Origin of the sequence: Parasedimentitalea huanghaiensis, from assembly GCF_009753675.1 — a bacterium.
Classification (GTDB): domain Bacteria; phylum Pseudomonadota; class Alphaproteobacteria; order Rhodobacterales; family Rhodobacteraceae; genus Parasedimentitalea; species Parasedimentitalea huanghaiensis.
The window spans coordinates 200,750-224,174 of record NZ_WQLV01000001.1; the positions used below are offsets into that span (position 1 = coordinate 200,750).

Annotated in this window: 21 protein-coding genes; 13 read left to right on the forward strand and 8 right to left on the reverse strand. The window is 51.4% G+C overall.

Going from position 1 to position 23,425, the window contains the following annotated elements:
* Positions 1–37: 37 nt before the first annotated feature.
* Complete coding sequence (locus GO984_RS00965; RefSeq protein WP_157020725.1) at positions 38–628, forward strand: shikimate kinase; 591 nt, start codon at positions 38–40, stop codon at positions 626–628.
* Positions 628–1,737 carry a 3-dehydroquinate synthase gene (aroB, locus tag GO984_RS00970; protein ID WP_157021182.1) on the forward strand — a complete coding sequence of 370 codons (1,110 nt, stop codon included), beginning with the start codon at positions 628–630 and terminating at the stop codon, positions 1,735–1,737. The genes GO984_RS00965 and aroB overlap by 1 nt, the downstream gene beginning before the upstream one ends.
* A gap of 12 nt (positions 1,738–1,749) precedes the next feature.
* Here the strand turns inward: aroB and GO984_RS00975 are convergent, their stop codons facing one another.
* Both GO984_RS00975 and ssb read right to left on the reverse strand, forming a co-directional pair.
* Positions 1,750–3,891, reverse strand: a complete 2,142-nt coding sequence (locus GO984_RS00975) for a methyl-accepting chemotaxis protein (RefSeq protein ID WP_157020726.1) — start codon at positions 3,889–3,891, stop codon at positions 1,750–1,752.
* A 369-nt stretch (positions 3,892–4,260) separates the two neighbouring features.
* Positions 4,261–4,788, reverse strand: a complete 528-nt coding sequence (gene ssb, locus GO984_RS00980; RefSeq protein ID WP_157020727.1) for a single-stranded DNA-binding protein — start codon at positions 4,786–4,788, stop codon at positions 4,261–4,263.
* A gap of 241 nt (positions 4,789–5,029) precedes the next feature.
* On the opposite strand from ssb, the gene GO984_RS00985 reads away from it, so the two are divergent.
* From GO984_RS00985 to GO984_RS01000, 4 genes are all read left to right on the forward strand, one after another.
* A complete protein-coding gene (locus GO984_RS00985; protein WP_157020728.1) occupies positions 5,030–5,614 on the forward strand; it encodes a lytic transglycosylase domain-containing protein in 585 nt (194 codons plus the stop codon).
* Positions 5,615–5,743: 129 nt separating this feature from the next.
* The gene (locus tag GO984_RS00990) at positions 5,744–6,118 is read left to right on the forward strand and encodes a hypothetical protein (RefSeq protein WP_157020729.1); all 375 of its coding nucleotides are present in this window, start codon (positions 5,744–5,746) and stop codon (positions 6,116–6,118) included.
* A 131-nt stretch (positions 6,119–6,249) separates the two neighbouring features.
* Positions 6,250–7,374, forward strand: coding sequence for a cytochrome-c peroxidase (locus GO984_RS00995; RefSeq protein ID WP_157020730.1), 1,125 nt, complete (start codon positions 6,250–6,252; stop codon positions 7,372–7,374).
* A gap of 200 nt (positions 7,375–7,574) precedes the next feature.
* The gene (locus GO984_RS01000; protein ID WP_157020731.1) at positions 7,575–9,011 is read left to right on the forward strand and encodes a tetratricopeptide repeat-containing sulfotransferase family protein; all 1,437 of its coding nucleotides are present in this window, start codon (positions 7,575–7,577) and stop codon (positions 9,009–9,011) included.
* A 27-nt stretch (positions 9,012–9,038) separates the two neighbouring features.
* On the opposite strand, the gene GO984_RS01005 is transcribed toward GO984_RS01000, so the two are convergent.
* The 6 genes from GO984_RS01005 to miaA all read right to left on the reverse strand — a co-directional run bounded on the left by GO984_RS01005 (position 9,039) and on the right by miaA (position 17,319).
* Positions 9,039–11,126 (reverse strand): dipeptide ABC transporter ATP-binding protein, encoded by a 2,088-nt coding sequence (locus GO984_RS01005; protein ID WP_157020732.1) that lies wholly within the window; start codon positions 11,124–11,126, stop codon positions 9,039–9,041.
* 87 nt (positions 11,127–11,213) lie between these two features.
* Entirely contained in the window at positions 11,214–12,428 is a 1,215-nt protein-coding gene (locus tag GO984_RS01010) for an ABC transporter permease (RefSeq protein WP_157020733.1), read from the reverse strand.
* A 12-nt stretch (positions 12,429–12,440) separates the two neighbouring features.
* A complete protein-coding gene (locus GO984_RS01015; protein WP_157020734.1) occupies positions 12,441–13,493 on the reverse strand; it encodes an ABC transporter permease in 1,053 nt (350 codons plus the stop codon).
* Positions 13,494–13,618: 125 nt separating this feature from the next.
* A complete protein-coding gene (locus GO984_RS01020; RefSeq protein ID WP_157020735.1) occupies positions 13,619–15,283 on the reverse strand; it encodes an ABC transporter substrate-binding protein in 1,665 nt (554 codons plus the stop codon).
* Between the two features lie 283 nt (positions 15,284–15,566).
* Complete coding sequence (locus GO984_RS01025; RefSeq protein ID WP_342448048.1) at positions 15,567–16,124, reverse strand: AraC family transcriptional regulator; 558 nt, start codon at positions 16,122–16,124, stop codon at positions 15,567–15,569.
* 331 nt (positions 16,125–16,455) lie between these two features.
* On the reverse strand, positions 16,456–17,319 hold the full coding sequence (gene miaA, locus GO984_RS01030; RefSeq protein WP_157020737.1) for a tRNA (adenosine(37)-N6)-dimethylallyltransferase MiaA: 864 nt from the start codon (positions 17,317–17,319) through the stop codon (positions 16,456–16,458).
* Between the two features lie 130 nt (positions 17,320–17,449).
* On the opposite strand from miaA, the gene pyrH reads away from it, so the two are divergent.
* From pyrH to GO984_RS23775, 7 genes are all read left to right on the forward strand, one after another.
* Positions 17,450–18,199: a UMP kinase gene (gene pyrH / locus GO984_RS01035; RefSeq protein ID WP_138163143.1), complete on the forward strand. Its 750-nt coding sequence runs from the start codon at positions 17,450–17,452 to the stop codon at positions 18,197–18,199.
* A 210-nt stretch (positions 18,200–18,409) separates the two neighbouring features.
* Positions 18,410–18,973, forward strand: coding sequence for a ribosome recycling factor (frr, locus tag GO984_RS01040; RefSeq protein ID WP_157020738.1), 564 nt, complete (start codon positions 18,410–18,412; stop codon positions 18,971–18,973).
* Positions 18,974–18,982: 9 nt separating this feature from the next.
* Entirely contained in the window at positions 18,983–19,741 is a 759-nt protein-coding gene (locus tag GO984_RS01045) for an undecaprenyl pyrophosphate synthase (protein ID WP_157020739.1), read from the forward strand.
* Positions 19,738–20,526 carry a phosphatidate cytidylyltransferase gene (locus GO984_RS01050; protein WP_157020740.1) on the forward strand — a complete coding sequence of 263 codons (789 nt, stop codon included), beginning with the start codon at positions 19,738–19,740 and terminating at the stop codon, positions 20,524–20,526. The genes GO984_RS01045 and GO984_RS01050 overlap by 4 nt, the downstream gene beginning before the upstream one ends.
* Positions 20,526–21,698 (forward strand): 1-deoxy-D-xylulose-5-phosphate reductoisomerase, encoded by a 1,173-nt coding sequence (gene dxr / locus GO984_RS01055; RefSeq protein ID WP_157020741.1) that lies wholly within the window; start codon positions 20,526–20,528, stop codon positions 21,696–21,698. The genes GO984_RS01050 and dxr overlap by 1 nt, the downstream gene beginning before the upstream one ends.
* A 4-nt stretch (positions 21,699–21,702) precedes the next feature.
* Entirely contained in the window at positions 21,703–23,052 is a 1,350-nt protein-coding gene (rseP, locus tag GO984_RS01060; RefSeq protein WP_157020742.1) for an RIP metalloprotease RseP, read from the forward strand.
* A gap of 125 nt (positions 23,053–23,177) precedes the next feature.
* Complete coding sequence (locus GO984_RS23775; protein WP_280818006.1) at positions 23,178–23,303, forward strand: hypothetical protein; 126 nt, start codon at positions 23,178–23,180, stop codon at positions 23,301–23,303.
* Positions 23,304–23,425 lie beyond the last annotated feature (122 nt).

The window sequence follows — 23,425 nt, forward strand, 5'->3', positions numbered from 1 at the left end:
ATGGCCTTTTCAACAAGATCACGTCATTCACTAGAGAATGAGCGAAAATGAGCAAAAACCTAGATCTGAGATAGCGGACCTCGTTCCCGGACAGCTGAAAAAAACCATTGTAATGGTAGGCATGATGGGGGCAGGGAAGACTGCTGTGGGCCGGGCATTGGCCGCACGGTTGAATGTGCCGTTCCTGGACAGTGACCACGAAATCGAATCTGCCGCCAATCTGACGATTCCCGAGATATTTGCGCGCGATGGTGAACCCTTTTTTCGCCAAAAAGAACGCCAAGTTATCAACAGATTGTTAGAAAAAGAACGCGGTGTTCTGTCTACTGGTGGCGGCGCCTTTTTGTCGGAAGAAAATCGACGGATCATAACCAGCGGCGGTGTTTCTGTCTGGCTTCAAGCCGACCTTCAAGTGCTTTGGAACCGGGTGAAACACCGCGATACTCGTCCATTGCTGCGTACTGAGAACCCCTACGCAACGCTGCGATCGCTTTATGATGCGCGGGTGCCGCTTTACGCCTTAGCCGATCTGCAAGTGGTTTCCGATGGACGCGCTTCAATTGAAACCATGGTTGACCGGGTGTTGCAGTCTTTGCGAGCTCGACCCGATGTATTGGAATGGAAATGATGGAAAAGACAGTACACGTTGATCTGGGAGACCGCTCTTATGACGTCGTTATTGGTCCGGGACTGTTGGAGCAGGTCGGAGAAAGGGTCACCCCATTTCTGACGCGCCAACGGGTTGTCGTGGTCAGTGACGAAAATGTTGCAGGGTTGCATCTGGAAACATTGCGCACAGGATTTGCAAGTGCTGGGATCGAAATGGAAATCCTGGCCTTGCCTCCAGGAGAAGCCACAAAGGGCTGGCCGCAATTCAGTCGTACCGTTGAATGGTTATTGGAGCAAAAAGTCGAACGTGGAGATATCGTCGTTGCATTTGGCGGTGGTGTGATCGGTGATCTGGTCGGTTTTGCGGCGGCTGTACTGCGCCGAGGTGTGCGCTTTGTCCAGATCCCGACATCCCTGCTGGCTCAGGTCGACAGCTCAGTTGGGGGGAAGACTGGTATCAATGCGCCGCAGGGCAAAAACCTTATTGGCGCGTTTCATCAACCGTCGTTGGTGTTGGCTGATACGAGTGTTTTGGGCTCTTTGACGCAACGTGATTTTCTGGCCGGATACGGCGAGGTGGTTAAATATGGAATGCTTGGGGACTCTGGGTTCTTTCAGTGGTTGGAACAAAATGGCCCAGTATTGGCTGCAGGTGATATGGCCACACGGGTTGAGGCAGTAACGCGCTCGGTTCAGATGAAGGCCGATATCGTATCGCGAGACGAAACCGAGCAGGGGGACCGGGCGCTGTTGAACCTGGGTCACACATTCTGTCACGCACTGGAAGCTGCTACCGGGTATTCAGACCGACTTTTGCACGGTGAAGGCGTGGCCATTGGCTGTGCGCTGGCTTTTGAATTGTCAGCGCGAATGGGACTGTGCAGTCAGGAAGACCCAAGTCGCGTACGTGCCCACCTTAAAGCAATGGGGATGAAGACTGATCTAGGCGATATTTCTGGCGAATTGCCTGATGCGGCGACGCTTGTCGAGCTCATGGCACAGGACAAGAAAGTTGTCGCCGGGAAGTTGAACTTCATTCTCGCCAGAGGGATTGGCGAAGCGTTTGTTACTGCAAATGTGCCACCCGAGGCCGTTCTGGCCGTTTTGCAGGATGCCCTGGAAAGGTAACGTACCGGGTTACTAAGCGACCTGAGACCAATCATCATCTGATGAGAAGGCCGTTTCCTCCGAAACCGAAAATTGAGATATTAGTTGGTTCAGCTCTCCGGCTTGATGTGACAACTGAACGGACGCTGCAGTTGTTTCTTCGACCATACTCGCATTTTTCTGGGTAACTTGTTCTAGTTCGCCAACGGCGCCGTTGATGTCTGACAACTGGAGAGCCTGCTCTTTGACCACCTGCGCAATTTCCTCCATCAAACCAGAGATCTTGCTCACCTGATCGTTGACGTTGTCCATCGCGTTGCCTGCTTGGCCAACAAGATCAGCACCTCTGTCTACCAGCCCAGAGCTGCGGTTCGTCAGTTCGTCGATCTGCCCGACAGCATCTGTGCATCGCTGCGCAAGGACACGGACTTCGCTGGCTACAACTGCAAAACCACGCCCAGCTTCGCCTGCTCGAGCTGCTTCGACACCGGCATTGAGTGCAAGAAGGTTGGTTTGGAAAGCGATGTCCTCAATCACTTTGGTAATCGCTGAAATGTCGCTAGAGGAAGTCCGTATTTCCTCCATGGCTTCCACTGTATCGTTCACAACTGTGTTGCACTTGGCCACATCTGCACGAGCATTTTGGGCAATTTTTTCCACTTCATCGGCATTCTCAGCTGATTGGCGAACGCTTTGCGTCAGCTCATTCATAGCAGACGTGGTTTGCTCCAGCGCGTTGGCCTGAGACTCTGTTCGCTGTGCAAGACTGGTTGTGTTGGTCGAGATGGCTTGAGTGCCCTTACCAACAGTGGTTGCCAGTTGGCTGACCGACATGACGGCCGTTTCTAAGGCTTGAGCAGAATCATTGAAATCCAACCGAAGCGTTTTGAAATCTTCGGGGAAGTCTTCCTCAATCCGATATGTCAGCATCTTTCTGTTCAAACTGGATAGCGCTTTGCCCACTTGCTGCGCCATCCAAGTTTGATCACGACGCGTTTTTTCCATTTCAGCGTCGGCAGTACGTTTCTCCAAGGCACCTTCGCGCAGGACCACAACGCTGCGCGCCATCGAACCCAACTGGTCTTTACGGTTGGCGCCTGGAATTTCGATATCTAAGTTTGAATCGCCAAGTTCTTTGAGCGCTTTGTTCAGTCCTGATAGGCCCTGACTGATATCTCGGGCGACCAATATGGAGAGGGTTAGGATGATCGCTACAAGCGCGCTCAACCCAGTAAGGTTATGAATGAAGCCATTTCGATTGCCATCATCAAAGGCTTGCATGTCTGTGCGCATTTGCAAGATCAACGCGTTTTCCATCTCTTTCATTGCAGCAAGGGCCGCGGTCGCTGTTTCGAACCAGATTTCTTGTGTGATCGATTTGATTTCTGATTTGTTGCGAGCCAGAATATTGTTTCTGATTGTCATCATGTTCTGGTAGTCTTCATTTTCCAGAAGGATCTTTAATTGTTCATAGGCTTGTCCCGATGCAATGCTCTGGAAACTGCGGAAACGTTCCTGGGTGCGTTGTGCCGCAATAGCCAGCTTTCGCACTCTTTTCGGGGTCCAAACTGCGGAAAAGCCGAGCGATCCAACAGCGCGTTCCAGCCCAATTGAGTCTTTTGAAAGTACGAATATCGACATCGCCATTCCTTGCTCAGCGATGTTTTTGTCGTCAATGGTCAAGGCTGCTGCCAGTCCGATATCCACAAGATTGCTGTTGAGATTGGTATAGAAGCTCACCATGTCAGGGACGGTAACATCTTGCTCGTCAACGCTTTGTCGAACCACGTCCAATTGACCAATGGAGGCAACTACTTGGTCGACTTTGCCAAGTGTTTCGTCATGTAGTGTGCTTGTATCTACTTCCGATAGGACACTCTTGAACGATTGCGCCAGTTCGGTGTTTGCCGCTCGGATCTCTGACAATTCGGGAGAAGCGCTGGTGTCGTCGTTGGCGATGTAGGTCGCACTCATCCCACGCTCAGTTTGCAATCCATGAACAAGGTTACTCATGGTTTCAACAAGTTCACCCGTTACCTCAGTGTTGATCTGGGCACGTTCATACAGGTCAAGAAGTCTGGAAACTGCAAACACAACGATCAGTATCATCGGGATAGCAACAAGCATCGCTATTCGAGTGCTAATCGGAAGCCTATGTAGAATATAGGTTGCCATGAAACTGATCTCCTCACTTCAGACGTTAGCTCTGGTATGAAATTCCATATTTAAGATCAGGTTTATTTTTGGAGATTTGACTTGGCCTTTGCATTGAGTTCACGAACAAAGAAGATCGAAATTGATACAGTGTCTGCATATGCGGCGTGCTGGCGCAATTTGAGATTGCAGTTTTTGTTCAGATAAACAGGGAGGGGTTGAACTAGCCCCAAGCTCAGCATCGCTGGTTGTGGGTTACAGAATTCCTGACTTGTGTGGTCTGTCGGTAAGCGTCCCAATGTAGACCACAGCAAAAAGGGCCGACAAATGCCAGCCCTTTGTATTTATTGGTAAAGTCGAACAGATTTTACCGATGTTATTTGGTCAATTTCAGAACGGGATCTCGTCGTCATCTATGCTGTGAGACGGCCCAGATTGCTGGCCACCGCCAAACCCACCACCGCCACTCTTTGGTCCACTATCGTAGCCGCCGCCCTGGGGGCCGCTGTCATAGTTGCCACCGCCGCCGCCATAATTGCCGCCGCCTTCGCCACCACCGCCTTCGCCACGTCCATCAAGCATGGTCAGAGTTGAACCAAACCCTTGCAGCACGACTTCGGTCGAGTATCGGTCCTGACCAGATTGGTCCTGCCACTTACGCGTTTGCAGCTGACCTTCGATATAAACTTTCGAACCTTTGCGCAGAAACTGTTCTGCAACACGAACAAGCCCTTCGCTGAAAATCGCTACGGAGTGCCATTCGGTTTTTTCACGACGCTCGCCAGTATTTCGGTCTTTCCAGTTTTCCGATGTAGCAATGCGCAGGTTGCAAACCTTGCCGCCGTTTTGAAAGCTGCGCACTTCAGGGTCGCGGCCCAGGTTGCCGATGAGAATGACTTTGTTGACTGAGCCGGCCATGAGAGACGTGTCCTTGTTGCTGTATACTTGTTTGCGCGAATCTGGTCGCACCTCTTGTTGGCCACAGTATAGGCCGAGTGTCGGTGATAAAAGCAGACATCTGTGGATGAACGCCCCAAAACTTACGGTGCCAGGACCACGGTGTACGTTGGCACAAGCGAGGATTTGCCGGTGCGCTTTTCATTTAAGGTGAATTCTATATATTGCGCTCAAGAAACGTGGGCGGGGCAGGTAGAGATTAATGCGCAAACTGGCTGTTGGTATGGTGATCGCGTCTTTGTCGGTTGGACAAGGCGCCAGTGCTGATATTTTTAGTACCAAGAGCCAAAGAAATCTCTTTGCCTCCCATGCGAGAGTTCTCGATGGTCGTGCAGCAAGCCAATATAGCAACTCGGTACGCCTGCAACCTCCCAGCATCAACACTCCGACCAAATGGGGTAGCTTGCCATATGAGGGGAAATACCGGGGGGAATACTTGGAAATGGCTCGGGAGGCGGCGCGCCAGCACGACATACCCGAAGACTTGTTTCTGCGGCTGGTTCAACAAGAGAGCAATTGGAACCCCAATGCGAAGTCCCATAAAGGTGCAATTGGACTTGCGCAGTTGATGCCGGCGACGGCGCGTGCACTTGGGGTCGATCCTGAAAAGCCAAAACAAAACCTCGAAGGAGGTGCGCGCTACTTGGCGCGCCAGTATCAGAAATTTGGGTCATGGAAGTTGGCATTGGCGGCTTACAACGCAGGCCCAAAAGCGGTTGAAAAATATGGCGGAATCCCCCCTTATCGAGAGACCCAGAACTACGTGAAAAAAATCTGGGGCAGCTGAGAGGCCTGCTTGCTCCGATTTACTTTAACTTTGCCTTAAGCTTGCCTTAATGCTTCGTTAACACCGCCTGGAAGTCTTTAGCCCACCTTATTTTCGGTTGAGATTGCCACGAGTTTTGGAGGAAGTGCCTTGATTACCAATAATTTTGATCGACGTTTGAATCGTATTCAGTGGCAGCCCAGCGCGGTTCCAACACCTGAGATTGTGGATGGCATTCTCAATGTGCGACCGATGCCGGACCTGCGAGGAGCCGCACTCACATTGTTTGGCGCTATTTTGGGTATTTTGATCGGTGTTGGATTAAAGGGCATGGTAATACCTGATACTACTTGGGGACCAAACAGCGGCCTAATAGGAGCGATTGTTGGAACGCTCTCGCTCGCCGGACTTGGCTTATCGGTGCCGTTGGCAGCTTTAGGCGCCTACTGGCATAAGCGCCGCCCCAGGCTGCTACAATTTTCGTCGATGAATCTCCTGATGATCGTGGTGATTCTTCTAAGCTAGGTGGGCGCTGGACGTCGGGGTGTAGGTACCGGTGAAATTACCTGAGAGATTTAATCAGGAATTGCGCTAGATCAATGTCTATCATATGTGTTCACGGCAATGGGATGTAGCCCCCAAGGACACGGATTAAAATGAAGATATTCCCCCTCGTTTTTGGCCTGAGTACTACGCTTTGTAGTGGCGCTTTGGCCGAGCCGATGAACACTTTGACCGAACTAGGTCAGGCGTTGTTTTTTGATGAGAACCTATCACTAAATCGAACCCAGTCCTGCGCTAGCTGTCATGATCCTGAAAATGGATTTGCGGATCCGAGACGCAGCGCCAATGGGGCTTACTCGCTAGGCGGTGATGGAATTTCATTAGGTGACCGGAATGCGCCAAGTGCAGCTTATGCTGCATTTGTTCCAGATTTCCATCAAACCGCCGAGGGAAACTGGGCAGGGGGTATGTTCTGGGATGGCCGTGCAGATGGATTGGAAGAACAAGCCGGCGGGCCACCTCTCAACCCAATTGAAATGGGGATGCCTGATAAGCGCTCTGTGGTTGGTCGCTTGACTGAAAATTCGGACTATGTGGCGGCCTTCCATTCGTTGTTTGGAGCGGAGATCTTTGAGCAAACAGATGTTGCATTCGACGCTATGACGCAGGCAATCGCCAGTTTTGAACGAAGTGATGTATTTTCCCCTTTCGACAGTAAGTACGACCGTTTTTTGCGGGGAGAGGTGGAGCTAACCAATCAGGAAGAGCTAGGTCGGTTGCTATTTTTTTCACAGCAGTTCACCAACTGTAATTTGTGTCATCAATTGAAGAGCAGCCCAATCGACCCGGCTGAAACATTCAGCAACTACGAGTATCATAATATAGGCGTGCCGACGAATACTGCTGGGCGTGCTACCAACGGTGTTGAGCCTGGGACTATAGATCAGGGTTTGGGCAATAACCCGTTGGTGACAGAGCTTGCACACCAGGGTAAATTCAAGACCCCAACCCTTCGCAATGTTGCTGTGACGGGGCCTTACATGCATAACGGCGTGTTTCAGGATTTACGCACCGTTGTGTTGTTCTACAATCGCTACAACTCCCTTTCCGAGGCGCGTCAAGTTAACCCGGAAACTGGCCAGCCGTTTGCCATGCCTGAGGTTCCCCATAGTCTGTCGGTGAAAGAGCTGACCCACGGGCCGGCTTTGGATGACAAAAGAATAGATGCCTTGGTCGCTTTTTTGGAGACACTGACTGATCGACGATCTGAACCCTAGTTGGTGTGTGGTGAATTTGTGCGGCTGGAAACGTATTTTATCGTTTCGGGAAGCTGTCTATGCCCTGAAAGAGGCGACATTTTGTGTCTTGGGGACGGGCTGCGTCAAGAGATTACAGTTTACCAACAATTCACCTTAACTATCTAAATTGACCGTTATCACTGGTTCGTTCGAACCTTCAACGTCGGTTTGGATATCCTATGTCACTCATGCAGAACATTCAGCTTCCTAACGTTTCCGAGATCGCACCCAGCGGAATAGAGCGCTTTGCAAAAATAGATGAACTAATCGCGGAACGTGAGTTCCCTCTTGCACTTCCGATGTTGCTAAAGATGTTGCAAATTGACGCCAAATGCGTTGATACGCTGAACCGCGCTGCGATTTGTTATTTCGAACTTGGGGATGCCGCGACAGCACTGGCCTTGCTTCAGTTTATTACCGAAAACTGGCCGAAAAAGTCAATTTATTGGGGTAAACTGGCGGAAATGCGTCAGTTTACTGGTGACATCGATGGGGCAATTGCCAACTACAAGCAGGCGATCAAAGTTGATTCCAACAACGTTTTGGCTATTTTCAAGCTAAATCACTTGGAACCGTTTAAACGGGAGTCCAAGCAGGTTTCCAGGCTTCGCAAACTGGACAAGGCAGGAAAACTTACTGGACGGGGGCAGGCGTTAGTATCCAGTACACTCGGACAGATTGAAGCCAAAAATGGTCGTCATCGCGCAGCATTTCGTCATTTTGCTCGCTCCAAAGCCGCCAAGACTGGTGAGTTTCCTTTGGAGGATCTAAATAACCAAATTGACGCGCAAATTTCGGACTTTCAACCTAGCAATGGAAAGCCTGTCACTGAGGGTGAACCTCGGATGATTTTTGTCTGTGGTCTCCCACGTTCAGGAACAACCTTGGTGGAGAATATTCTAAGCAGCCACTCGGATGTCGGCTCCATTGGAGAAAGCTTTGCATTGTCGCAAACTGTGACTGCAATTGGTAAGCGGCTGACCCCCGGTCAAAACAGGTGGCAGTGGTTGAAAAGTCGGACCGACGATGAAATTGCTATTCTAAGAGAATACTTCCATCGGGTCGCGCTCAAGGGATTGCCAAATGAGCACGGGGTGATCGTCGACAAGATGCCGCTCAACTGCCTCGATATTGGGGTTGCACAGATGTTGCTGCCGGATGCCAAGTTCATTTTCATGGTTCGTCATCCATTGGACGTAGGATTGTCTAACTTCATTACCAACTTTCAGGATGGAAACGCATTTTCCCAAAAGTTGTCTTGGATCGCCCAAATGACACATGAAGTGTACCGATCGGCTGATGATTATAGCGCAAAACTGGCTGGGGCCATGCGTATGCAATCCTTTCGTGCACTCGTTGAAAACCCCGAAGAGCAAATTCGCAGAATGCTCGAACATACGGGGCTGCCTTGGCAGGATTCCTGCATGCACCCTGAACGGGGGGAGTCTGTTGTCCGCACCGCTTCATCCCTGCAAATCCGCAAGGGTATAAACTCCAAGGGCCTTGGTAAGTGGAAGACCTACGAAGATCAGCTGCAACCACTGTTGACGGCTCTGGGAGGACAGGAGTGGCTTTCGCATTGGCAGACTATAGATGAAGCAGCTGCTTTCAGCTGATCAACCATACCCTGCCTCTTGCGCTGACTACTCCGCTGCGATTTTGATCACTGGTTCCATTCGGGCCAGTATCTCTTCGGTCAGATGGCATTTGATTTGATGCCCATTGGTCAGTTGCCTTACTGGCGGCACGTCTTGGTCACACAGTCCGTTTGGAACCTCATTCTTCCAACGACACCGGGTTTGAAATGGGCAACCTGATGGTGGGCTCATTGCAGATGGAATATCGCCTTCTAATACAATGTGTCGTTTCTCGACTGATGTGTCCGCAATTGGCACTGCTGATAGTAGCGCTTCTGTATAAGGGTGATAGGGCGGAGAAAACACTTGGTCTGTATCACCAATCTCAACAACATGTCCGAGATACATGACCATAACCCGGTCAGACAGATAGCGCACAATCGACAAGTCATGGCTGATGAACAGCAATGTGGTTTTCTCATTGCGCTGGATTTCCATCAGAAGATCAGTGACGGCGGCCTGCACTGATACATCCAGAGCAGAGACTGGCTCGTCCGCAACCACAATTCGTGCTCCACCAGCAAAGGCGCGCGCAATGCCAACTCGTTGCTTTTGGCCGCCAGAAAGTTGTCGAGGCATCCTGTCGGCAAAAGCACGCGGCAGTTTTACGAGATCCAGCAGCTCAAGCATACGTTGCTTGCGTGACGCGTCAGATTCTCCAATGCCAAAAATTTCCAGCGCACGGACAATTTGCCGCCCAACGCTCATGGATGGATTCAAAGTGTCAAAAGGGTTCTGGAACACCATTTGAATATCCGACACGGTGCCAGTGTTGCGCTGATCAATTGGGGTTTGTTCGATGTTGTTGCCATCCAGCAGAATTTCACCCTCTGTGGCTGTTTCCAAGCCCATCAGCACCTTGGCGAAGGTGGATTTGCCACAACCACTTTCTCCGACAATGGCGAGTGTTTCGGATTCTCGTGCTTCGAAACTCAAGGTTTCGTTCGCTTTTACAACTTTCTTATCACCACTACTAAACAGGGCGTTGGCGGAGACTTCGTAGTATTTTTTTAAGTTGTCGATTTTTAGAACGACTTTACCGATCTCGGCTTTTTCCTTTTTCTCGGGGACCGAAATCGGAGCTGACCAGTCGATTTCCTGAAACTTTACACAGCGGCTATGGTGACGTTCATTTCCAGGGACTTCGCGCATCTGGATTTCCTGCGCATCACACCGGCCTTCTTCGAAGTAATCGCAGCGGGGGCCAAAGTTGCATCCAGTTGGTCGCTCGTGAGGTAAGGGAAAATTGCCCGGTATTGCAACAAGAGGATGAGCATTTTTGTCAGCGCCTGGAAGCGGAATAGAACGGAACAGCGCTTGGGTATACGGGTGCTGCATCTCATCGAACACCTCTTCAATCGACCCTCGTTCCACAGCCTCGCCAGAGTACATCACACAAAGCCGGTCACAGGTTTCTAGAATTAGGCCAAGGTTGTGACTGATGAAAAGCATCGAAGTGCCATACTTTTTGCCCAGATCACGAACTAGCTCAACCACCGCAGCTTCAACGGTTACATCTAGCGCTGTTGTTGGTTCATCAAGAATAAGCAGTGAGGGCTTGGACATAAGCGCCATAGCAATCACAATGCGCTGTTGTTGGCCTCCGGAAAGTTGATGTGGAAAGGAATTGAGCATCCGCTCCGGGTCAGGCAGGCGCACATCTGTCACAACTTCCAGCGCCCGTGCGTAAGCGACACTGCTACTTACTCCTTCATGAATCATGGGCACTTCCATCAGCTGTTTGCCGATTTTCATGGCCGGGTTTAGCGATGCCATCGGCTCTTGATAGATCATTGCGATTTCGTTGCCACGGATGTCACGCAGCTCGTCAGGGCTCATTTCGGCCAGGTCCTGACCTTTGAATTTAATTGAACCGCCTACAACCCGACCATTCTTGCCAAGATCCTGCATTACGCCCAGCGCCACTGTTGACTTGCCGCAGCCCGATTCCCCCACCAACCCCACTGCTTCGCCTGGCATGACGGAGACTGAAAAGTCCATTACCGCAGGAATTTCACGCAGTCGGGTAAAGAATGAAATCGAAAGTTTGTCGATCTCCAGAATGGGGCCGTCGTAGTCTGCCATCTTGTTCATTTGTCTTCTCCCTGCCGATGTCTGGGAATATTGCATCCCCTCATCAGGCCAAAATAGTTTGGGGGTCTGGGGCTGTGGCCCCAGACATCAGTCCTTCAGGCTTTCTTCACGCAGGCCGTCAGCCAGCAGGTTCAACCCAAGGACCAGGCTCAACAATGCCAGTGCTGGCGGCAGGGCAGGGTGCAGATAGATCGACAGCAGTTTTCGACCATCGTTAATGGTGCTGCCCCAATCCGGACTTTCCGGTGCCAGCCCCAGTCCAAAGAAGCCCAAGGTGCCAAGAAGGATGGTTGTATACCCAATGCGCAGACAGAAATCGACGATTAGCGGGCCACGGGCATTGGGCAGGATCTCCCATAACATGATGTACCACGGACCTTCGCCACGGGTCTGGGCCGCGGCCACGTAGTCACGTGTTTTGATGTCCATAGTCAGCCCGCGTACGATACGAAAGACCGTTGGTGAATTTACAAAAACAACCGAGACAAACACCACCAACAGACCTGGGTCGATATCAAAAAAGTCGAGTACCCTCGGGAGGCCATAGATGCTGTAGTCCGCTGTGCGGATAAGGTAGCCGCCGTTTGACACCAATTGCAGGTAGAGCCAGATGGCCAATCCAAGAACCCCAATCAGCAATGGTGTTCGCAGGCTTGGTCGGGTGTGAAACCGCGAGTTCAACAACACTGCCAAGAAAATGATAGGAAACACAAACAGTACCATCGCCATATAGTTCGGAACGCCGGACTGAACGATCTCTGGTGTCACCAGAAGGTAGAACAACAAGATCACAGGGAAGGCCAGGATCAAGTTTGCCAGGAACGACAAGAACGTGTCCAATTTTCCGCCGTAATACCCGGCTGGGAGGCCCAATGTGATCCCAACCATAAAGGCAAATACGGCTGCCATTGGAGCAATTTTGATAACTTCCCATGCGCCTTTGATCAGTCGTGAGAACACATCACGCGCCAGATTGTCACCCCCAAGCAAATACCATTGGTATTCTCCCTCTTCGGGACTGCGGAGCGGGGTTCCGGGGATTTTGTTTTTCATGCCTGACACCTGTGACAGTTCGTCGTGGGTGACAATCATGTCCATAGCGCCATAAATACCAGCAAATACCCAGAACATGACCAGCGCAAAGCCAATCATGCCGATTGGGCTATCAAACAGTTTACCGTACAATCCCAGTCGCCGCTTAAATGCGATAGACAGCGCGTAAAGGAAAATTAGTGAAGTCCAGACTGGTGAAAGCTGTACCAGAATGCGGATGATAATCTCAACTGTGCTGAGAGGGTCCATTTTCCTCCTCCCTTATGAGATACGAATGCGTGGATTGAGGTAAACATAGCCGATGTCTGAAATCAGCTGTGTCAATAAGACGACCACAACGGAAACCACGGAAACCGCTAGTAGCAGTTCGATGTCGTTGTTGCCTGCGGCTTGTACCAACACCCAACCAAAGCCTTTGTAATTGAACAAAGTCTCTACGATAACCACGCCATTCAAGAGCCAAGGGAACTGCAACATGATGACGGTAAAAGGCGCGATTAGGGCGTTACGCAGCGCGTGTTTCACGACGATGTTGTAAAAGCTGACGCCTTTAAGCCGAGCGGTGCGGATATATTGTGCCGTCATGACTTCGGTCATGCTGGCGCGGGTCATACGGGCAATATAGCCCATGCCGTATAGCGCGATGGTTAGCACCGGCAAAAAGAAGTTTTCGAATGTTGGGTTATCCATTGCCGAGGTCGCGGTACCTTTGAACCATTTTAGCCCCACAGCAGAAGAGGTGAAAATGGCGATGAATATCACGCCAGAAACATATTCAGGTGTTGCTGTGGTCAGGATTGAAACCGTTGACAACGATCTGTCGGTAAGGGTGCCTTCACGCATTCCGGCAAGAACTCCGATTAACAGCGCCGAAGGCACCATGAGAACCAGAACCCAAAACATCAGCCGCCCGGTCAATGACAAGCGCTTACCTACAATAGTAGAGACCTCATCCCTAAAGACTGTCGAATACCCCCAGTCGCCTTGGATAATGCCACAGAATGTTGGTGCCATAGCTGCATCTTCAGGGCTTACCGGTCCCGATATGCAACGACCCGTTACTTCATTTTCCACAGTACGGGTCCAACCCGGAAATACGCCAAGCCATTGGCCATATTTAATCACTGTAGGTTGGGAATAGCCATTTTTGTCCAACCAGCTCGTAACCTCAGCGTCGGACATACGCATATTGCCCTGCGTCTTGGCCAGTTTTTCGAGGTTAGCGTCAAGGTTGGTCAGAAAGAAAACGATAAACGTCAGGCACAGTGCGGTGAAAATCATCACACTTAGTCTGCGAAGGATGAACAGTCCCATAGGGTCCCCTGTTGCTCAGGCAGCGCCTGGACCTGTCTGGTGCAGGTCTTGCTGTTTTTGGCGGGTGCCGGGAAAAGTCGCCCCTTTTTCGGGACGACTTCATATTACTTCGAAATACGCTTGGCTTAAGCTGACCAGCCCCACTTGTAGTGATGGTGCTCAAATGAAACGTGCATGTCCGCTCCAACTACACCGGCACGTGTGTGGCGATACAGGGCGCGCCAGTAGGGTTGAACCGTCACAGCTTCGTCCTGAATCAGAGCTTCCATTTTGGCCATCACGTCGCGCCGTTTGTCAGCATCTGCCAAGGATAACGCTTCGGTTAGCAAGGCGTCGAACTCTGCATTTGACCAGCCAAATTCGTTCCAGGCTTCACCGGTGCGATAGGCAAGTGCGTGGATTTGGACACCCAGTGGACGATGGTTCCAGTTGGTTGAGCTGTAGGGGTATTTGACCCAGTCGTTCCAGAAGGTTGAGCCGGGCAAGACTGTCCGCTTCACCTTGAAACCAGCATCGCGCAATTGAGCCGCTACCGCATCAGTGGTGTTCTTACGCCAATCGTCATCGATGGAAATGATTTCATGCTCGAAATCCATCATTCCGGCTTCTTCCATTAGAGCCCGCGCACCTTCGGCATCCACCTCTTGTTTGGGGAGTTGGGCATACTCGGGATGGATCGCACCAACGTGATGGTTCTCTGCCACCTGGCCACGTGAGCTATAGCCAAGTTCAAGGCAAACAGCGTTATCAACAGCCATCTGCAGCGCCTTTCGTACACGCTTGTCGGCATAGACTTTCTTGCCATCGAACTCAGCCAGCTGATTGGGTCGGATAACAATTGTACCCATCGTTACCACTTCAGATTTTGGATAGTCCAGTGAATCCAGGACATCGATAAACTCACCCACAGTTTCATGCAGCATGTCAACTTCGTCAGATTCTATTGCGGCCATCCATGACGCAGGGTCAGTGCCAAAATCAATGTATTCAATGCGGTCCAGTGCAGCTGCACCATAGACTTCTTCACCCCACCAGGTGTGGTTCTCATTTTTCACCAAAGTGGCTTTGATACCGACTTCAAGTTCGTCCAACATATAGGGGCCGGTGCCTACATTCGCAGTGAAATCGTTTGACTGGAAACTAGAGTGCGTTACAGCGGCTGGATAGTCCGACATGCCGGCGATCAACGAGATGTCCGAATTGGGAAGGGTCAGGCGCACCGTATGGCTGTCAACCACTTCAATCGAACCAGCAATGGCCTTGCCGCTTGCTTCATCAACGATAGTGGCAAAACGACCAGTCATGGAATTGCCTTCAAGGCCCTTATCGCACCAGCCTTCAATGTTGCGGGCAACGTCTTCGGCAGTAAAATCGTCGCCATTGTTCCACTTCACGCCTTTACGCACATTCAGGGTGTAGACGGTGGCGTCTTCGTTGATTTCCCAACTTTCCAGCAACATACCGCGGAATGTACCGTCAGAGTTGTATTCAACCAGATATTCAAGTGTGCCGCGTGTTTGGTTGCCCATTTCGGACCAGGCATAAACACGTGGGTCTTTGAGCTCGCGAACACTCATCTGTACACGTAACGTGCCACCTGCTTTTGCATGGCTCATTGCTTGTGCTGGCGCCTGCAGGCCGATCATTCCGTAGGCAGCGGCAGATGTCACACCCAAAGCCGTGGCGCGGGTCAGGAATTCACGGCGGTCCAATTTGCCGTCAAATACTTCCTGGGCGTGCATACTTGCCGCCCAATGTGCAGGCGCACCATTGATTGTGTCTATTGTCATGAAAACTCTCCCTGTCGCACCAATGGGATTAATTGAAATGTAACCGGCACCTTTGCTAGGAGCCAGTCAGGCCAAAGAAGGTGCGGTATATAGATTTGGTTTCCCCATTTGCTTATTCCGCCTCAGATATGGCCGTAGGTCAATGCACTGTTTCGACGGTTTGGTGGATAATTGCGACATTTTACCGTCGTTTATAGCATTTGCATGGCATGCTCTAGTCAGATGTGTCCATTACTGTTGTGTCCAACAGTGCGACAACGAAGTTTTTGCTCTGTGTGGAGAATCAGGTGCGGGATTGCTTACGAAGGGCGCTTGGGGTTCGTTTTGTATGCATGGTAATGAACCGCGTAAAATAAGCCGCACTGCGAAAATTCAGCTCAGCGGCAACATTTTGTATTGGCATATCGCTTTCGATCAACAAACGGTGAGCGGCGTAAAGCTGGCGTTCAGTCAGTAGGCTTGCTGCCGTTGTGCCGGTTTCAGCTTTGACAACTCTGGTGAGGTGGGTTGCCGTCACTCCCAGAGCCGTTGCGTGATCTGCCATGCTAATATTCTCTCGATGAAACTGAGAAATACGTGAACAGTAAGCCAGTGAAAGTCGCTTTGCAGCGCTACGTCGAGCGGGTTGGGGCGTGATGCGCGATGTTTGGCGTTGCAACAGTATTCCGACCAATTCGCCGTAGGCTTGCATTGCGCGATGCCAAAGGGCTTCATTTTTGCTTTGTTCACGTCGCATAACCTCAAGCAGAGATGTCAGGCTGGCCTGTTCAGTTGGGTCACTGATGCGAAGGTGTTGCGCCTGGTGTGGTAACGAAATTGCGTTTGACGCTGGAACCAACATGACTTGCCCTAGGGTTCCTCGTCCAACGTCTAACGCAAACAGGTTCCCGGCGGGGATAAACAGAGCATTGTGGGAACTAAATCCCCGGCGAGCCCCATTCAATAAGACCCTGCCTTGGCCCCGAGTTATCCAGACTAAAAGATGCCTGTCTCGATCATGTGCAAGCTCGGTTTGCCAAGGACCGCTCGAATACAGTCCCGACAATGGCATAACTTCAATTTCATCAATTGGACTAGGATCATAGGGCATTTAGAGCGAATTTCACATTTTCAATGGTTCAGAAAAATGCACATGAATAATTGATTCTGACAAGATGCGCCTAGATTTGAAGCTAAATGCTAGGCGAATATGGGGTCCAGCTCCGCATTTTAGACCGAAACCATGTGCGCTGTCGTTTGGCAAACTGACGGGTTGCGACCGAGGCTTGCTCGCGCGCCTGTTCCAGAGTCAATTGACCTTTCAAGTATCCCATCAATTCAGGCACGCCTATGGCTCGGCACGACGGTAGAACAGGATCGTAACGGTCCATCATTGCTCTGGCTTCATCCAGTGCACCCTGGTCCAGCATTAAATCAAACCGCTTTCGGATACGTTTTTCCAGCCAATCTTTTTCGACATCAAATACCAGAGGAACGCAGGTGTTCAGTGGCAACATTGGTGGCGGGGTCTCATCTTGCCAATCGGACAGAGATTTTCCGGTGGTTTGAAAGACTTCCCAAGCCCGTTGAACTCGCGCTCGGTTTTTAACGTCGATTCGCGCCTGCGTTTTAGCGTCTAATGCTGCCAACATCTCATCGAGCGCCATCTGATCACCCGCTGCTCGAACTTCAGTTGGCGTTGGCGGGATTTCAGCCAGTCCAACCGTCAACGCCGCAAAATATAACCCTGTGCCGCCGATGATGATTGGCCTGTGTGGTCCTTTCAGCAGTGGTGCGACTTCTCGCAACCAGTGGCCAGTAGAATAGGAGGCATCATACGGCATATGACCATACAACGCATGGTTGGCTTGGGCTTCTTCAGTCATTGACGGGCGCGCGGTTATCACTTGCCAGCAATCATAAACCTGGCTGGCATCGGCGTTGATGATAACACCACCTTGACGCTGCGCAATCTCAAGTGCCAAAGCAGACTTCCCCGATGCTGTGGGGCCAGCAATTAGAACGGGTTGATCAGGTGAAATATGGGGCAACGTCATGGTATTTGTCCTGGCCTGCTAAAGAAACGTCACGAATTTGCGCTTATACTGCGTTGCATCGCATTGAACATGGCGTCGTTTTGAGTCATTTTGCGCGGCAGATTAACCCCGTCACATTCCGGAGCGCAACATGCCCCTTTCCACCGATCAGTCGAGCGGCCAACCCGCTGCAACCTATAAACGCGTGATGCTGAAGATTTCCGGCGAAGCGCTGATGGGGGATCAAGGGTTTGGGTTGCACCCGCCGACCGTACAGCGCATCGCCGAAGAGGTGAAATCGGTTCACGATATGGGCGTCGAAATCTGCATGGTTATCGGCGGAGGTAATATTTTCCGCGGGCTGTCTGGGTCTGCTCAGGGAATGGAACGGACCACCGCAGATTACATGGGTATGCTGGCCACTGTGATGAATGCTCTTGCAATGCAAAGCGCGCTTGAAGAATTAGAGGTTTTTACCCGGGTTATTTCTGCCATCCCGATGGACCAAGTTTGTGAGCCCTACATACGTCGTCGCGCTGTGCGCCACCTCGAGAAAAAGCGGGTTTGCATTTTTGCAGCGGGAACGGGCAACCCCTACTTTACCACAGATACAGCGGCAACGCTGCGCGCAAACGAAATGTCATGCCAAGCAATCTTCATGGGCAAAAACGGTGTCGATGGCGTTTACGACAAAGACCCTAAAGAACATGCCGACGCGGTGCGTTATGACACTGTCAGCTATGACGATGTTCTGGCCAAGCGCCTGCGCGTAATGGATGCCTCGGCGATTGCGCTGGCGCGAGATAATAATCTTCCGCTAATCGTATTTAGCTTGGATGAGCCCGGTGGATTCCGTGGAATTCTGGCGGGGCAGGGGACCTACACGCGCGTACAGGGATAAGCATGTCTTAAGAAGGGGTGGTTGGGGGCCTGTGTCTCCCGACCCATCGTTTTGCAGAAAATATTTTTCCAACCAAATATTGGACATTGGCTTTAGAACCGCTGATTTCATTTGGCGTTGTTCTAATTCCACGCCATGATTGCTATACAACACTTGGCCAATGGCTTATGAGCCTAGAAAACATCACTTAAAAGATGGGGAGAGAGCAGCATGTCTGACGATTTCATTCTCGACACAGATGACCTGCAGCGCCGTATGGATGGTGCAATGGCCAACTTGAAAACAGAATTTGCCAGCCTGCGCACGGGCCGGGCCTCTGGTTCGATGCTCGAACCGATCATGGTTGACGCCTATGGGACTAAGACACCAATCAACCAGGTTGGTACCGTCAACGTACCCGAACCTCGAATGGTTACAATCAACGTTTGGGATAAGGGTCTTGTTGGTAAAGTTGAAAAAGCAATCCGTGAAAGCGGACTTGGCATCAACCCCCAGCTGAACGGCACAATTATCATGCTGCCGATTCCTGAACTGAACGAAGAACGCCGCCGTGAGTTGACCAAAGTTGCGGGTCAATACGCTGAACACGGGCGAGTTTCGATCCGTAACATTCGACGTGATGGTATGGATCAGATCAAAAAGGCCAAGTCTGACGGTATGTCTGAGGATGACCAGAAATTTTGGGAGTCTGAAGTGCAGGAAATGACTGACAAAATGATCAAGGTTGTGGATGCCAGCCTGGAGACGAAGCAAGAAGAAATCATGCAGGTCTGACGCCACACAATGCCAAAAGACCCTGATACCATGGCTGGAGGCACCAGTTCTCCGTCTTTAGGGGGGGCTGGGCCCCGTCACATCGCAATCATAATGGACGGCAATGGCCGCTGGGCTCAGGCGCGTGGTCGTCCTAGATTGTTCGGCCACCATGCTGGTGCGAAACGCGTACGTGAAGTGGTCGAAGCCTGCCCGGGTTTGGGCGTTGAGTATCTGACGATATTTGCATTTTCCACAGAAAACTGGAAGCGGACTCAGGTTGAAGTGGCCGGCCTGATGAGCCTGTTCAGACGGTATATCTCGAAAGAGATGAAAGCCCTGGCAACCCGCAATGTGCGTGTTCGTTTCATTGGCGATCGCTTGCGGTTGGATTCTAAATTGGTCAAGTTGATGGACCAGCTTGAGCTGGAAACCTCAGCCAATGTCGGGACTCATCTGACGATCGCACTGAATTACGGTGGGCGGGACGAGGTTGCGAGGGCGACCAAGCGACTGGCGCGAGACGTCGCCGAAGGAACGCTGAATCCCGAAGATATCGACGAAGAAACTCTGCCGCGATATCTGGATACCCATGTTCTGCCAGATCCTGATCTGGTGATCCGTACCAGCGGCGAAGCTCGAATATCAAACTTTCTTCTGTGGCAGTCAGCCTATGCAGAATACGAATTCATCGATACACTATGGCCCGATTTCACCGCAACTGAGTTGGCAAGACTGTGTGATCGCTATGGTCGCCGCGAACGGCGTTTTGGAGCAGTAAACACATGAGCACCAAGGATCGCTGGGCTGACCTGGCCCCCCGTCTAATTTCAGCCGTTGTAATGCTGTTTCTGGGTGGAGTTGCCGTTGTAGCTGGTGGCTTAGTGTTTGATGTTTTGATTGCTCTGTGTTGTGGAGGGCTAGTCTGGGAACTGGTGCGCATGTTGGGCCCGGATCAGCGCGCTGTTGCGCTGCAACTAGGCCTGCTGGGAGCTGCTGCGACGCTCGCAGCAGCTTTGTGGCCCCAGATGTGGATGCCTTTATTGGTGGCTCCGGCGCTTGTTGGGTTGTCACAGTTGTCTCAACGCCGCTTTTACTATTTCGGCTTTTCCTTGTGGATTTTGATCGCGGGGTTTGGCTTTTTCTGGTTGCGGAACGTTTTTGGCATGCAGTGGATGCTGTGGCTGATTGGCGTTGTGGTCGTGACTGATGTTGCTGGGTATTTCGCGGGAAAAATTTTTGGCGGGCCGAAATTTTGGCCGCGGGTCAGTCCCAAGAAAACCTGGTCCGGTACGTCAGCAGGCTGGCTTGCTGCGGCTTTGGTTGGGATTTGGTTTGGGCAAGCCCAAGGGGTTGGCCTTGGTCTTGTCGTACTATCGGTTCTTGTGTCGATGGCCAGCCAAGCTGGGGATGTTGCCGAAAGTGCGCTGAAGCGAAAAATGGGCGTCAAAGATTCCAGTGCACTTATACCTGGTCATGGTGGGCTGTTTGACCGTTTTGACGGAATGCTTGGGGCATCTGTTATGGTTCTGATCTTTCTTACTTTTTGGGGCCTGCCTAGCGGGACACTGTAATGCGTAAAATATCTATACTTGGCGCAACCGGGTCGATTGGTCAAAATACCATCGACTTGATCCGGCGGGATTCAGGTGCCTACGACGTTGTAGCACTAACCGGTGGAGCAAATATTGCTAGACTGGCAGAAGATGCCATTTCACTGAGTGCTGATTTGGCCGTTACCGCCTATCCCAACCGTCTTGAGGAATTGCGCACGGCACTGGCAGGAACCAATGTCGAGGTTGCTGCGGGACAGCAGGCTTTGATTGAGGCCGCAGAGAGACCGGCTGATTGGATAATGTCCGCCATTGTTGGTGCTGCAGGGTTGGCGCCGGGGCTGGCCGCGTTGAGGCAAGGTACAACTCTGGCTTTGGCCAATAAGGAATCATTGGTCTGCGCTGGGGCATTGCTGTTGGACACCGCTCGCGAACACAACGCACGTATCTTACCTGTTGACAGTGAACATTCAGCTATTTTTCAAGGGCTAGTTGGGGAGGATATGAGCGCAGTAGAGCGGATTATCATTACCGCCTCTGGCGGAGCCTTTCGGGATTGGCCGTTAGAAAAGTTGGCCGACGCGACACTTGAACAGGCCTTGCACCATCCGAATTGGGAAATGGGGCAAAGGATTACGATTGATAGTGCTTCGATGTTCAACAAGGCGATGGAAGTCATAGAAACCCGAGAGTACTTTGGTGTCTCCCCTGAGCAAATTGAAGTATTGGTTCATCCTGAATCCATGGTTCATGCGCTGGTTGGGTTCTGTGATGGGGCGATAATGGCGCATTTGGGCGCTCCCGATATGCGCCATGCTATCGGCTATGCGTTACACTGGCCTGATCGACGCGATTTGCCCGTTGAACGGCTGGATTTGGCCCGGATCGGTCAGTTGAATTTCACCACTCCGGACCCCGCGCGGTTTCCAGCACTGGGTTTGGCCTATCGTGTAATGTCACGTGGCGGCATGATGGGGGCAGTGTTCAACGGCGCCAAAGAGCGAGCGCTAGACCACTTCATTGCTGGTAAAATTGGTTTTTTGGAGATGGCAAGTATTGTAGAGCATGTGCTCGACCATTTTGAAGACCAATCTGGCCTCATTGATGACGCAATGACACTTGATAACGTGCTGCGCATCGACCATCTGGCACGTCAAAGGGCCGACATGGTCATGACAAAACAAGCAGGGTAATATTTTGGACGTAGTTTCGCTCATTCCGCAGTTTGGCGGCTTCTTGTACACGCTCACCAGCTTTGTGGTGGCCCTGTCAGTTATTGTTGCTGTGCACGAGTACGGTCACTACATCATTGGCCGCTGGTCTGGCATTCATGCCGAAGTGTTTTCGCTCGGTTTTGGACCGGTGTTGTGGAGCAGGGTAGATCGGCACGGTACGCGCTGGCAAGTCGCGCTACTGCCGTTTGGTGGTTTCGTGAAATTTCTGGGTGATGCCAATGCCGCCTCCGGTAAGGATGAAGAGGCGATGGCCGACGCTGAAGGGGATGAAGCTCTGCTACGTCGCACCATGCATGGTGCACCGTTGTGGGCGCGCTCCGCAACTGTTGCTGCGGGGCCTATTTTTAATTTTGTGCTGTCGACTCTGATTTTTGCCGGGATCTTTATGGCGCAGGGCACGCCACGGGACACTTTAACCGTTGGGGAGTTGTTGCCGATACCTGGACTGGTGAATGAACTGCAAGAAGGCGACGAGGTCGTTTCGATCGCTGGTTTAGAAGTGCCGAGCCTTGCGGATGGGGCCAGATGGGCAGCATTTCGAAACCAAATTCCGTCCGAGCAGCCTCTAGACTATGGGGTGCGACGTGATGGGGTCGAAGTGACGGTCAGCGGACCAAACTTAGCGCCTCCATATGTGCATTCGGTTGCGCCACGAAGCGCGGCTGCTGACATCGAATTGGAACCTGGCGATATTATCACTGCAGTAGATGGAGAACCTATCGTTGCCTTTGACCAACTCAAAGTGATTGTTGAAAATGCAGAGGGACGTGTTCTGTTGCTACAGGTTTGGCGCACAGGCCAGACGATTGAACTGGCATTAGCGCCGCGTCGGATTGATGAGCCACAACCTGATGGCAGTTTTGCTACCAAATGGCGAATTGGCATTTCCGGTGGTTTGGCATTTAGCCCAGCCACCAAATCTGTTGCTCCTCTGGATGCTTTGACAGCTGGTTCATCACAGGTTTGGATGGTTGTGGAAACCTCACTCTCTGGCTTGAAACACATGATCACCGGCGCAATCGACACCTGCAATCTGTCGGGCCCATTGGGAATCGCTGAAACGTCGGGTGCAATGGCCAGCCAGGGAGCAAAAAGCTTTATCTGGTTTATCGCGGTTCTTTCCACGGCGGTTGGGTTGCTGAACCTCTTCCCAATCCCGGCACTTGATGGAGGCCACTTGGTGTTCTATGCTTACGAAGCCGTGGTTGGAAAACCGCCTAGCGACTTAGCTATGAGAGTTCTGATGACGCTCGGATTCGGTGCAATTCTGGCATTGATGGTTTTTGCACTGGGCAATGATATTTTCTGCTGAACAGAAATAATGGGACAACTTCTAAACGAGATAGTTGTCCCATTGTAGCCACATTCTCTTGTTAACGTTTGATCAAGGCATTGCTCCAGCGTGGGGCAGCTACAGTTGTTTCAAGAGGACTGATCATGCATACAATTCAGCATTCTTATCGTGGATTGGGTCTATTGATGCGCTTGAATTGGGACCGCGCACTTTCGACTGGTTTGATTTTTCTTGCGCTGATTGCAGGGGCCTGGATGGCCAATTTCTAAGCTTTCACTGCCAAACGCGTAATAGTTGCGCGCAGCTTCTGGCCTGTCCGCCTTTTCTTGGTTTTGACAAGCGGCGGTAAACCCGATACGCAGTTTTAAAGCTGCTTAATAATCGGGTTATT